Source organism: Streptomyces sp. CNQ085, from assembly GCF_022614595.1.
In the GTDB taxonomy this organism is placed as follows: domain Bacteria; phylum Actinomycetota; class Actinomycetes; order Streptomycetales; family Streptomycetaceae; genus Streptomyces.
The window spans coordinates 1-12,159 of the sequence record NZ_JAJFAU010000040.1; the positions used below are offsets into that span (position 1 = coordinate 1).

The 12,159-nt window shown below is 73.7% G+C and carries 12 protein-coding genes; 7 read left to right on the forward strand and 5 right to left on the reverse strand.

Annotated elements, in window-relative coordinates:
* Positions 1-873: DeoR/GlpR family DNA-binding transcription regulator (locus LJ221_RS09825; RefSeq protein ID WP_241715486.1), on the reverse strand; the 873-nt coding region annotated here is incomplete at its 3' end.
* A gap of 159 nt (positions 874-1,032) precedes the next feature.
* Positions 1,033-2,481, reverse strand: a complete 1,449-nt coding sequence (locus LJ221_RS09830; RefSeq protein ID WP_241715487.1) for an NAD(P)H-quinone dehydrogenase — start codon at positions 2,479-2,481, stop codon at positions 1,033-1,035.
* Positions 2,482-2,576: 95 nt separating this feature from the next.
* On the opposite strand from LJ221_RS09830, the gene LJ221_RS09835 reads away from it, so the two are divergent.
* From LJ221_RS09835 to LJ221_RS09845, 3 genes are all read left to right on the forward strand, one after another.
* Complete coding sequence (locus tag LJ221_RS09835; RefSeq protein WP_101256430.1) at positions 2,577-3,014, forward strand: gamma-glutamylcyclotransferase; 438 nt, start codon at positions 2,577-2,579, stop codon at positions 3,012-3,014.
* 183 nt (positions 3,015-3,197) lie between these two features.
* Entirely contained in the window at positions 3,198-4,019 is an 822-nt protein-coding gene (locus LJ221_RS09840) for a purine-nucleoside phosphorylase (RefSeq protein WP_241715460.1), read from the forward strand.
* Between the two features lie 290 nt (positions 4,020-4,309).
* Positions 4,310-5,938: a phospho-sugar mutase gene (locus LJ221_RS09845; protein ID WP_241715489.1), complete on the forward strand. Its 1,629-nt coding sequence runs from the start codon at positions 4,310-4,312 to the stop codon at positions 5,936-5,938.
* A 50-nt stretch (positions 5,939-5,988) separates the two neighbouring features.
* Here the strand turns inward: LJ221_RS09845 and LJ221_RS09850 are convergent, their stop codons facing one another.
* Positions 5,989-6,615 carry a PH domain-containing protein gene (locus LJ221_RS09850; protein ID WP_241715462.1) on the reverse strand — a complete coding sequence of 209 codons (627 nt, stop codon included), beginning with the start codon at positions 6,613-6,615 and terminating at the stop codon, positions 5,989-5,991.
* 121 nt (positions 6,616-6,736) lie between these two features.
* Here LJ221_RS09850 and deoC point away from each other — a divergent pair, with 121 nt between their 5' ends.
* From deoC to LJ221_RS09865, 3 genes are read left to right on the forward strand one after another with little or no spacing between them, the layout of a single operon-like run.
* Positions 6,737-7,744, forward strand: a complete 1,008-nt coding sequence (gene deoC, locus LJ221_RS09855; protein WP_241715490.1) for a deoxyribose-phosphate aldolase — start codon at positions 6,737-6,739, stop codon at positions 7,742-7,744.
* Positions 7,745-7,749: 5 nt separating this feature from the next.
* Positions 7,750-9,186 carry an aldehyde dehydrogenase family protein gene (locus tag LJ221_RS09860; RefSeq protein ID WP_241715463.1) on the forward strand — a complete coding sequence of 479 codons (1,437 nt, stop codon included), beginning with the start codon at positions 7,750-7,752 and terminating at the stop codon, positions 9,184-9,186.
* Positions 9,179-10,078 (forward strand): aldehyde dehydrogenase family protein, encoded by a 900-nt coding sequence (locus LJ221_RS09865; RefSeq protein ID WP_241715464.1) that lies wholly within the window; start codon positions 9,179-9,181, stop codon positions 10,076-10,078. The genes LJ221_RS09860 and LJ221_RS09865 overlap by 8 nt, the downstream gene beginning before the upstream one ends.
* Positions 10,079-10,161: 83 nt before the next feature.
* Here the strand turns inward: LJ221_RS09865 and LJ221_RS09870 are convergent, their stop codons facing one another.
* Positions 10,162-10,629 (reverse strand): hypothetical protein, encoded by a 468-nt coding sequence (locus LJ221_RS09870; protein WP_241715465.1) that lies wholly within the window; start codon positions 10,627-10,629, stop codon positions 10,162-10,164.
* Between the two features lie 119 nt (positions 10,630-10,748).
* Here LJ221_RS09870 and LJ221_RS09875 point away from each other — a divergent pair, with 119 nt between their 5' ends.
* Positions 10,749-11,402, forward strand: coding sequence for an ATP-binding protein (locus LJ221_RS09875; RefSeq protein ID WP_241715466.1), 654 nt, complete (start codon positions 10,749-10,751; stop codon positions 11,400-11,402).
* Positions 11,403-11,505: 103 nt separating this feature from the next.
* Here LJ221_RS09875 and LJ221_RS09880 read toward each other — a convergent pair whose 3' ends face one another.
* Positions 11,506-12,102, reverse strand: a complete 597-nt coding sequence (locus LJ221_RS09880; RefSeq protein WP_241715491.1) for a SigE family RNA polymerase sigma factor — start codon at positions 12,100-12,102, stop codon at positions 11,506-11,508.
* Positions 12,103-12,159: the final 57 nt, after the last annotated feature.

Below are 12,159 nucleotides of genomic sequence, written 5' to 3' on the forward strand. Positions count from 1 at the left end.
CGGCCGGCCACCCGGACCGCCGGCCTGACCCTGGCCCTCCGTTACTCCCGGCCCACCCTGACCGGGCTGCCCCGCGGGCCCCGCCGGCCCCGGGTGCGCCGCGCCCACCGCACCGGACGGCGCGCTCTCCGTACCGGCCACCGTGATCTGGACGCCCCGGTCCGCCAGCGCCCGGAGCTCGGCCGGCGCCCGGTCCTCGTGCGGCGGGGGCTCGTCGGTCACCAGGCGGGTGATGGCCTCCGGGAGGACGGTCTGGAACATGGTGTCGACGCCCAGCTTGGTGTGGTCCGCCAGGACGACCACCTCCGCGGCGGCCTGCACCAGCGCCCGGTCCACACTCGCCGACAGCATGTTGGAGGCCGACAGGCCGCGCTCGGCCGTCAGCCCGCTGCCGGAGAGGAAGGCGCGCGAGACCCGCAGCCCCTGGAGGGACTGCTCGGCGCCGCTGCCGACCAGCGCGTAGTCGGCGCCGCGCAGCGTGCCGCCGGTCATCACGACCTCGACGCGGTTGGCGTGCGCCAGCGCCTGCGCCACCAGCAGGGAGTTGGTTACCACGGTCAGTCCGGGGACGCGCGCCAGGCGGCGGGCGAGTTCCTGCGTGGTCGTCCCGGCGCCGACGACGACGGCCTCACCCTCTTCCACGAGGCTCACGGCGGCATCGGCGATCGCGCTCTTCTCCGCGGTCGCCAGATGCGCCTTGTGCGGGAAGCCGGACTCCCTTGAGAAGCCGCCGGGCAGCACCGCGCCGCCGTGCCGGCGGTCCAGCAGTCCTTCCGCCTCCAGCGCCCGGACATCACGACGCACGGTCACTTCGGAGGTCTGGACGACACGTGCGAGTTCGCGGAGCGACACGGCTCCGTTGGCCCGCACCATTTCGAGGATCAGTTGACGACGTTCTGCAGCGAACACAGAACAGACAGTAACCCGCGCGACCGTCTGCTTTCAGCTGTTTCCGCTGAACAGCGGAAATTGTTCGTAGGCGGAACCCTGCCGTGGTATACGCGGACGGCCCGGCGGAGCCCGGATCGCGGGTCAGCCCTCCTCGGCCGCCTTCCGCGTCTGCAGTTGCCGCGCCACCTCGCCGATCGAGCCCGACAGTGAGGGGTAGACGGTGAAGGCGTTCGCGATCTGCTCGACCGTCAGGTTGTTGTCGACCGCGATCGAGATCGGGTGGATCAGCTCGCTGGCGCGCGGCGCGACCACCACGCCCCCGACCACGATGCCCGTGCCGGGGCGGCAGAACAGCTTCACGAAACCGTCCCGCACGCCCTGCATCTTCGCCCGCGCGTTACGCAGCAGCGGCAGCTTGACGGCCCGGGCGTCGATCCGGCCGGCGTCCACGTCGGCCTGCGTGTAGCCGACGGTGGCGATCTCCGGGTCGGTGAAGACGTTCGCCGAGACGGTCTTGAGGTCCAGCGGGGCCACCGTCTCGCCCAGGAAGTGGTACATCGCGATCCGGCCCTGCATGGCCGCGACCGAGGCGAGCGCGAACACGCCCGTGCAGTCGCCGGCCGCGTAGACCCCGGGCGCGGAGGTGCGCGAGACCCGGTCGGTGCGGATGTGGCCTGAGTCCTTCAGCGTCACCCCGGCCGCCTCCAGGCCGATGCCCGAGGTGTTGGGCACCGCGCCGACGGCCATCAGGCAGTGGCTGCCGGTGATGACCCGGCCGTCGGAGAGGGTGACCTCCACCCGGTCCCCGACGCGCTTGGCGGAGGCGGCACGGGAGCGCGACATCACGTTCATGCCGCGGCGGCGGAAGACGTCCTCCAGTACGACCGCCGCGTCCGGGTCCTCACCCGGCAGCACGCGGTCACGCGAGGAGACCAGCGTCACCCGGGAGCCGAGCGCCTGGTAGGCGCCCGCGAACTCGGCGCCGGTGACGCCGGAGCCGACCACGATCAGTTCCCCGGGCTGCTCCTCCAGGTCGTAGACCTGCGTCCAGTTCAGGATGCGCTCGCCGTCGGGGCGGGCGTCGGCCAGCTCGCGCGGCTTGCCGCCGGTGGCGATGAGCACGGCGTCGGCCGTCAGCCGCTCCTCCTCGCCCCCGGCCGTCTCGACGACGACCTGCCGCGTGCCGTCGGAGGCCTGTCCCGGCTCCAGCCGGCCGCGGCCGCGCAGCACACGGGCGCCCGCACGGGTGACGGCCGCGGTGATGTCGTGCGACTGGGCCAGCGCCAGGCGCTTCACGCGCCGGTTGACCCTGCCCAGGTCCACGCCGACGACCCGGGCGGGGCTGTCGGGGTCGGGGGTGCCGTCCTCGACGATGATGCCGAGCTCCTCGTAGGAGGAGTCGAAGTTCGTCATCACCTCGGCGGTCGCGATGAGCGTCTTGGAGGGGACGCAGTCGGTCAGCACCGAAGCGCCGCCCAGGCCGTCGCGGTCGACGACGGTCACTTCCGCTCCGAGCTGCGCGGCCACCAGCGCCGCCTCGTAGCCGCCGGGTCCACCACCGATGATCACGATCCGAGTCACGTGTCCCAGTCTCGCACGCGCCCCGGGGCCGTCCGCCACCACCCGCCGCGGGCACGGCGGCGGTCCGCCCGGGCGGATCGGGCGGCTGCCTATACCCTCGTCACATGTCGCTCTACGCCGCATACGCCGGAAACCTCGACGCCCGGCTGATGTCCCGCCGCGCCCCGCACTCGCCGCTGCGCGGCACCGGGTGGCTCAGCGGCTGGCGGCTGACCTTCGGCGGCGAGCACATGGGCTGGGAGGGTTCGCTGGCGACCATCGTCGAGGCCCCGAAGGCGACGGTCTTCGTCGCGCTGTACGACATCGCGCCCATGGACGAGGACTCCATGGACCGCTGGGAGGGCGTCGGCATGGATGTCTACCGCCGCATGCGGGTGCGCGTGCACACCCTGGACGGCGACGAGCCGGCCTGGTGCTACGTCCTCAACGGCTACGAGGGCGGGCTGCCCTCGGCCCGCTACCTGGGCGAGATCGCCGACGCGGCGGAGTCGGCCGGTGCGCCCCACGACTACGTGACGGAGCTGCGCAAGCGCCCCTGCTGAGCGGTCCCGCGACCGGCCCTCGCGGCATGCGTGGAGGCGCGGTCCGCCGCGGGGCGCTCTCCGGCCGTTTCGGTCTTCTTCAGGACACTCAATCCAGCCCGAGTCCGCTTTCGTCCGCTTCCGGGGTCCCTCCCCCGGACTTCCGTCTACGCGCGTAGGCGATTACCGGCTACCCTCATCGACGTGAACGCTTCTGCCACCACCGACTACTCCGGCGCCCCATACGCCGCCGCCCGCACCGCGGCGGCCCGCCTGCGCGAGCTGACCGGTGCGGAGACCCACGATGTCGCCCTGGTCATGGGCTCGGGCTGGGTGCCGGCCGCCGACGCGCTCGGGGAGCCGGAACACGAGTTCCCGGTCACCGAACTGCCCGGTTTCCCGCCGCCGGCGGTCGAGGGCCACGCCGGAAGGGTCCGCTCGCACCGCCTCGGCGACAAGCGGGCGCTGGTCTTCCTCGGCCGCACCCACTACTACGAGGGCCGCGGCGTCGCGTCCGTCGTGCACGGCGTCCGCTCGGCGGTGGCCGCGGGCTGCAAGACCGTCGTGCTGACCAACGGCTGCGGCGGGCTGCGCCCCGGAATGCGCCCCGGCCGGCCGGTCCTCATCCGGGACCACATCAACCTCACCGGCGTCTCGCCGATCGTCGGCCCCAACTTCGTCGACCTCACCGACCTGTACTCGCCGCGGCTGCGCGCGCTGTGCCAGGAGGTGGACGCCACCCTGGAGGAGGGCGTCTACGTCCAGTTCCCCGGCCCGCACTACGAGACGCCCGCCGAGATCGGCATGGTCCGGGCGATCGGCGGGGATCTGGTGGGCATGTCCACCGTTCTGGAGGCGATCGCCGCCCGCGAGGCGGGCGCCGAGGTGCTGGGCGTCTCCCTGGTCACCAACCTCGCCGCGGGCATGACCGGCGAGCCGCTCAACCACGAGGAGGTCCTCCGGGCGGGCCGCGACTCGGCCGTCCGGATGGGTTCGCTGCTGGACAGCGTCCTGCGGCGTGTCTGATCCGGCGCCGCGGGGACTCCGGGCCCCGGGGTCCGGCCCGGCGCCCTGATCCCGGTCCCCCGGACGGCCCACCTCCGGGCGGGTCGCGCGGGCGTTCGCGGTACCGGTGGAGACCCGGTACCGCGTCGGCCGGGGTCTGCCCGGTGGCGAGACTCCCCCGGGCCCTCGGCCGGCGCGGGAGCGCAGCGAAGCAGGAGCGGCGTACGGCGCCGCCCACAGGCGATACGCGAGAGGCGGAAGAGACCGTGGCAACCGTGCACGAGAACCTGACCGCGCGGGCGCGGTCCTGGATGGCCGAGGACCCCGACCCGCGAACCCGTGCGGAACTGGCCGCCCTCATCGAGGCCGGCGACCCGGAGGAGCTGGAGGACCGCTTCTCCGGTACCCTCCGGTTCGGCACCGCCGGGCTGCGCGGGGAACTGGGCGCCGGCCCGATGCGGATGAACCGCGCGGTCGTCATCCGCGCCGCCGCCGGGCTGGCGGCGTATCTGCGGAGCCGCGGACACGGCGGTGGCCTGGTCGTCGTCGGCTACGACGCCCGCCACCGCAGCGAGGACTTCGCCCGCGACACCGCCGCCGTGATGGTCGGCGCCGGCCTGCGGGCGGCCCTGCTGCCCCGCCCCCTGCCCACGCCCGTGCTGGCCTTCGCCGTCCGGCACCTGGACGCCGTCGCGGGCGTCACCGTCACCGCCAGCCACAACCCGCCGCGCGACAACGGCTACAAGGTCTACCTCGGCGGGGGCTCCCAGATCGTGCCGCCCGCGGACGGGGAGATCGCCGACGAGATCGCCTCCATCGGCTCCCTCGCGGACGTGCCGCGCGCCGAGTCCGGCTGGGAGGTGCTCGGCGAGGAGGTCGTGGACGCCTACCTGGAGCGCGCGGCCTGTGTCCTCACCCCCGGCGGGCCCCGGGACGTGAAGGTGGTCCACACCTCGCTGCACGGCGTGGGCGGCGCCACGGTCGCCGCCGCCTTCGGGCGCGCGGGCTTCCCCGTCCCGGTGCGGGTGGCCGAGCAGGCCGAGCCCGACCCGGACTTCCCCACCGTGGCCTTCCCCAACCCGGAGGAGCCCGGGGCGATGGACCTGGCCTTCGCCACGGCCCGCGAGCACCGGCCGGACCTGGTGATCGCCAACGACCCGGACGCCGACCGCTGCGCGGTGGCCGTCCCCGACCCGGAGACGGACGCGGGCTGGCGGATGCTGCGCGGCGACGAGGTGGGGGCGCTGCTGGCCACCCATCTGGTGCACAAGCGGGCACGGGGGGCCTTCGCCACCACCATCGTCTCCTCCTCCCTGCTGTCGCGCATCGCGCGGGCGGCGGGCCTGCCGTACACCGAGACGCTGACCGGCTTCAAGTGGCTGGCCCGCGTGGACGGACTGCGCTACGCCTACGAGGAGGCGCTGGGCTACTGCGTCGACCCCGGGGGCGTGCGCGACAAGGACGGCGTCACGGCGGCGCTGCTCGTCGCGGAACTGGCCGCCGGGCTGAAGGAGAACGGGCGCTCACTGACCGAGCTGCTGGACGACATCGCGGTGGAGTACGGCCTGCACGCCACCGACCAGCTCTCGGTGCGGGTGGAGGACCTGTCCGTGATCGCCGGTGCGATGCGCCGGCTGCGCCAGGCGCCGCCCGCCGTGCTGGCCGGTCTGCCGGTGACCTCGGCCGAGGACCTGAGCCGGGGGAGCGAGGACCTGCCGCCGACCGACGGCCTGCGCTACCGGCTGGCGGGCGATCCCCGGCAGCGGGTGGCCGGAGCCCGGATCGTCGTCCGTCCCAGCGGCACGGAGCCGAAGCTGAAGTGCTACCTGGAGGCGGTCGTCCCCGTGGCGGACGCCTCGGAGCTGGCCGCGGCCCGCGCCACGGCGCAGCGGGTGCTGGACGCCCTCAGGACGGACCTCGCCGCCGCCGCGGGCATCTGACGGCACGGCCGCCCCGGGCCGGTGCGGCACGGGCCCGGGGGCCGGGGGCGTCAGCCCTGGAGCAGCAGGACCAGCAGGGCCACCGCGCCGATCACCGCCGGAACGATGATCTCGTAGGCCCAGCGGACGCTCGGGGCGCCCTGCGCCCCCTCGGCGGAGGAGTAACGCTCGGCCAGGGCCCGGATCTCGTCCACCGCCCGGTCGGCCTGGGCCTGGTGGTCGCCGGAGCCGGAGGACCCCGGGGCGAACGCCGCCCCGGGGTCCGGCCGGTTCGCCGGGGCCGCGCCGCCGTTCTGGCCGTGCCTGAGCGCCTTCTTGCGCTGGCGCAGCGAGACCGGGATCGCCCACATCTGGTACTTGCCGTCGCCCGCGAAGACCTCGGTGGAGTACGCCGCCCGTACACCGTCGACCGACGCCCACGGCAGCGTGATCGTGCGGAACGGGTTGCGCACCCGCAGGCGCTCGCGCCCCGCGTACACGGCGGGCCGCAGGGAGAAGGCGGAGATCAGCGGCACGAGGGCCACCAGTGCGGCCAGCGAGACCCATCGGGTGCGACCCTCGCCGTTGACGATCCCGTCGGCTGCCAGCAGCACGACGAGCGCCAGCAGCAGCGAGCCTCCCACCATGCCCATGATCGAGCGGTAGGTGTGGTCCGCGTACCCGGTCTGCTCACTCATGTCTCCGATTCTGCCCGACCGTGCCGCACGGGCGCCCGGCCGGGATGCGGGAAGGGCGCGGGAGAGGGGACCGGGAGGGGTGACAGTTCGCTACGCGCGTAGATATGCTCCTCTGGTGACCATGCCTGTCTCGTCTCCCACCACACCCGCCGAACCGCCTCCCTCCGCGCCCCCCGCACTGGCGGACGTGACCGCCTCCGACGCCGCGCTGCGCCGCTTCCTGCACGGCCTGCCCGGGGTCGACGCGGTCGGTCTGGAAGCCCGCGCGGCCCAGCTCGGCACCCGTTCGGTCAAGACCACGGCGAAGGCGTACGCCATCGACCTCGCCATCTCGATGATCGACCTGACGACCCTGGAGGGTGCCGACACCCCGGGCAAGGTCCGGGCGCTGTGCGCCAAGGGCGTCAACCCCGACCCCACCGACCGCACCGTGCCGAAGGTCGCCGCGATCTGCGTCTACCCGGACATGGTGGCCACCGCCCGGCAGGCCCTGGACGCCGGCGGCGGGCAGGACGTCAAGGTCGCCTCCGTGGCCACCGCCTTCCCCTCCGGCCGGGCCTCGCTGGGCGTCAAGCTGGCGGACACCCGTGACGCGGTGGCGGCCGGCGCCGACGAGATCGACATGGTGATCGATCGGGGCGCCTTCCTCTCCGGCCGCTACATGAAGGTCTTCGAGGAGATCCGGGCCGTGAAGCAGGCGTGCGCCCGCCCCGGCGGCGAGGACGCGCACCTGAAGGTGATCTTCGAGAACGGCGAGCTGTCCACCTACGACAACATCCGCCGCGCCTCCTGGCTGGCGATGCTCGCCGGGGCCGACGTCATCAAGACCTCCACCGGCAAGGTCGCGGTCAACGCCACCCCGGCGGGCACCCTGGTGATGCTGGAGGCCGTCCGCGACTTCCGCGCCGCGACGGGGACGCGGATCGGGGTCAAGCCCGCGGGCGGCATCCGCACCGCCAAGGACTCGGTTCGGTATCTGGTGATGGTGAACGAGGTCCTCGGCGACGACTGGCTGCACCCCGACCGGTTCCGCTTCGGCGCCTCCAGTCTCCTGAACGACCTGCTGATGCAGCGCCAGAAGCTGACCACCGGGCGCTACTCCGGCCCCGACTACGTGACGGTGGACTGATCACGATGAGCCCCATGTTCGAGTACGCACCCGCGCCCGAGTCCCGCGCCGTGGTGGACATCGCGCCCTCCTACGGCCTGTTCGTCGACGGCGAGTTCCGCGAGGCGGCGGGCGGCAGGTCCTTCAAGACCGTCTCGCCGTCCACCGAGGAGGTCCTGACGGAGGTCGCCCACGCCGGCGCCGAGGACGTGGACGCCGCCGTGGCCGCCGCCCGGCGCGCCTTCGCCCCCTGGTCGGCGCTGCCGGGCGCCGAGCGCGCCAAGTACCTGTTCCGGATCGCCCGGATCATCCAGGAGCGCTCGCGCGAGCTGGCCGTCCTGGAGACCCTGGACAACGGCAAGCCGATCCGCGAGACCCGCGACACCGATCTGCCTCTGGTCGCCGCGCACTTCTTCTATCACGCGGGCTGGGCCGACAAGCTGGCCCACGCCGGCCACGGGCCGGACCCGAGGCCGCTGGGCGTGGCCGCCCAGGTCATCCCGTGGAACTTCCCGCTGCTGATGCTGGCCTGGAAGGTCGCCCCGGCGCTGGCCTGCGGCAACACCGTGGTCCTCAAGCCCGCCGAGACCACCCCGCTGTCGGCGCTGTTCTTCGCGGACGTCTGCCGCCAGGCGGGACTGCCCGGGGGTGTCGTCAACATCCTCACCGGCGACGGCTCCACGGGAGCGGCTCTGGTGGCCCACGAGGGCGTCGACAAGGTCGCCTTCACCGGCTCCACGGCCGTGGGCAAGCAGATCGCGCGCACGGTCGCCGGAAGCACCAAGAAGCTCACCCTGGAGCTGGGCGGCAAGGGCGCCAACATCGTCTTCGACGACGCGCCGGTCGACCAGGCCGTCGAGGGCATCGTCAACGGCATCTACTTCAACCAGGGCCAGGTGTGCTGCGCGGGCTCGCGCCTGCTGGTCCAGGAGTCGGTGCAGGAGGAGCTGCTGGAGGCGCTGCGGCGCAGGCTGTCCACCCTGCGGGTGGGCGACCCGCTGGACAAGAACACCGATGTCGGCGCGATCAACTCCGCCGAGCAGCTCGCCCGCATCACCGAACTCGCCGACAGCGGCGAGGCCGAGGGCGCCGAGCGGTGGTCCCCGGCGTGCGAACTGCCCGAGCGGGGCTTCTGGTTCGCACCGACGGTCTTCACGAACGTCACCCAGGCCCACCGGATCGCCCGCGAGGAGATCTTCGGCCCCGTGCTGTCGGTGCTGAGCTTCCGCACCCCGGACGAGGCCGTGGCCAAGGCGAACAACTCCCAGTACGGCCTGTCCGCGGGCGTGTGGACGGAGAAGGGCTCGCGCATCCTGGCGATGGCGGGCCGGCTCCGGGCCGGTGTGGTGTGGGCCAACACGTTCAACAAGTTCGACCCGACCTCGCCGTTCGGCGGCTACCGGGAGTCGGGCTTCGGCCGCGAGGGCGGCCGTCACGGCCTGGAGGCGTACCTCGATGTCTGAGCAGTCCGGCAACCCCGGGGGCGCCGCGCGCACGCGCCTGGGTGTTCTCAAGACCTACAAGCTGTTCGTCGGGGGGAAGTTCCCCCGGTCCGAGAGCGGACGGGTGTACGAGGTGACCGACACACGCGGCAACCGGCTGGCCAACGCCCCGCTCGCCTCCCGCAAGGACGCCCGGGACGCGGTGGTCGCGGCCCGCAAGGCGTTCGGCGGCTGGTCCGGGGCGACCGCCTACAACCGCGGCCAGATCCTGTACCGGATCGCCGAGATGCTGGAGGGCCGCCGCGAGCAGTTCGCCGCGGAGGTGGCCGCCGCCGAGGGGCTGTCGAAGGCGAAGGCCGCGGCCCGGGTGGACGCCGCGATCGACCGCTGGGTGTGGTACGCGGGCTGGGCCGACAAGATCACCCAGGTCGCGGGCGGGGCGAACCCCGTCGCCGGCCCGTACCTCAACCTCTCCACACCCGAGCCGACCGGTGTGGTCGCCGTGCTCGCCCCCCAGGAGTCCTCCCTGCTGGGCCTGGTCTCGGTGCTCGCCCCGGTGATCGTCAGCGGCAACACGGCCGTCGTTGTGGCGAGCGAGCGAGCGCCGCTGCCGGCCCTGTCGCTGGCCGAGGTGCTGGCCACCTCCGACCTGCCCGGCGGGGTGGTCAACGTCCTGTCCGGGCGGACGGCCGAGATCGCGGCGCCGCTCGCCGCCCACGCGGACGTCAACGCGATCGATCTGGCGGGCGCGGACGCGGAACTGGCCAAGGAGCTGGAGACGGCCGCCGCGGACAACCTCAAGCGGGTGCTGCGCCCGGCCGACGCGACCTCCGACTGGTCCGCCGACCCGGGTACCAAGCGGATGCTGGCCTTCACCGAGACCAAGACCGTCTGGCACCCCGTCGGCGTCTGACGGGCCGTCCGTCCGGGGCCGCGGCTCCCCTTCGGAAGGGGAAGCGGCGGTCCCGGACCGGCGCCTGTCCGGCCGGGCCGCGCTCAGCCGGGCAGCAGCCCCGTCACCGGGCCCGTAACCGGCAGGGTGCGGATCGTGCCTCCCCCGCTGACCGGTCCCGTGACGGCCCCCGTGCTCACCGGCTTGAAGTCGGCGATCTGGGTGCCGACCATGTTGTCCAGCGGATCGACCCCCGTGCCCGCCAGCGGGTGGAGCCGCAAGTCCTTGGCCGGGCGCACCGCACCGGCCGCCACGTGCTCGGCGGCCCCCATGCCCTCGGCCAGGCCGTGCACGCTCGACCCGAGCGAGTCCGGCGAGAGCAGCGAGGTGAGGTTCGACAGCCGCACGGGTGCCTCGGCGCCCTGCCCGGGAGCCGCGAACGCCGCCCCCGCTCCCCCGGTCACCGCGGCCCCGACCGCGGAGACGGTCAGCCCGGCCCGCAGCAGGGCGCGCTGGACGCCGCTGCCCCCCGTTTGCCTCTCCCGTGCGTGACGGCGGCGCTGAGCGGTCATCGGTACACCTGCCAAGAGAACTCGAAGACTGTGTCCGTACGATGACTCAGAGTATACGAGCCGGGCGTCACACGCACGCGCGTACCGACTCACCCGTGGATGACCGACAATGGTCTTCCGTGAGCTCCCACGACACCGCCCGCGTGATCCTGCTGACCGGTCCCTCGGGCTCCGGCAAGTCCTCGCTCGCCGCCCGCACCGGGCTGCCCGTGCTGCGTCTGGACGACTTCTACAAGGAGGCCGGCGACCCGTCCCTCCCCCGGTTCTCCGGCGTCCCGGGAGCCGGGGTGGACTGGGACCACCCCGGCTCCTGGGACGCCGACGCGGCGGTGGCGGCGGTCACCGCGCTGTGCGGGAGCGGCCGGGCCACCGTTCCGGTGTACGACATCTCCACCAGCGCCCGGACCGGCGAGGAGTCGCTGGATCTGCGCGGTGCGCGCCTGTTCGTCGCCGAGGGGATATTCGCCGCCGAGATCGCCGGACGATGCCTCGAACTCGGCTTGCTGGCCGACGCGTTGTGCCTGCGCGGCCGCCCCTCCACCACCTTCCGGCGGCGGCTGGCGCGCGATGTGCGCGAGGGGCGTAAGTCGCTGCCCGTCCTGGTGCGCCGCGGCTGGGCCCTGATGCGTGCCGAGGGCGCGATCGTGGCGCGCCATGTCGCCCTGGGCGCCCACGCCTGCGGCCGGGACGAGGCGCTGGCGCGGATCGCGGCGCTCGACGCGCCGAAGAGGCGTGCGCGCGGGTACGAGCGCCCCGGAGCCGTACGCGCGTGAGAGTGGGCCCGGTCGGCACCCCCGGCCGACCCGGCCCACTCCCGGAGCCCCCCGTGCTCCCCCTGTTCCCCCGTCTTCCCCCCCGGCTCCCGGCCCCGGTGCGTCAGGCGACCAGCTCGCCGAAGCTCTCCTCCGGATCGCGCCCGAAGCTCAGCGCCTCGTCACCGCGCAGCCGGCGCAGGGAGCGCCAGATGCTGCTCTTGACCGTGCCGACGCTGATGTCCAGGATGTCCGCGATCTCCGGATCGGTACGGCCCTCGTAGTAACGCAGGACCAGCATGGTGCGCTGGAGTTCGGGCAGCCGCGCCAGCGCCTGCCACAGCACCGCGCGCAGTTCGGTGCCGCGCATCGCGTCGCCCTCGCCGGCCGACTCGGGCAGCTCCTCGGTCGGGTACTCGTTGAGCTTGCGGCGGCGCCAGGCGCTGATGTGCAGGTTCGTCATGGTGCGGCGCAGGTATCCGCCGACCGCGGCCTTGTCGGTGATCCGGTCCCAGGCCCGGTAGGTGGAGAACAGCGCACTCTGCAGCAGGTCCTCGGCCTCGTGGCGGTCACCGGTGAGGTGGTAGGCGGTGGCGTACAGGGAGGCGCGGCGCTCGCGGACGTAGGCGGTGAACTCCGCCTCCGTCACGCTCCCCGTGCGCCGCTCCCCCGGTGTCTCCCCGTACGCTTCCTCCCCCGCCGGCCCGGACACGGCGGCGATGTGCGCTGCCGGAGGACGCCTTCGCGCACCGCGACTCGATGATCACCAAGTACGAGG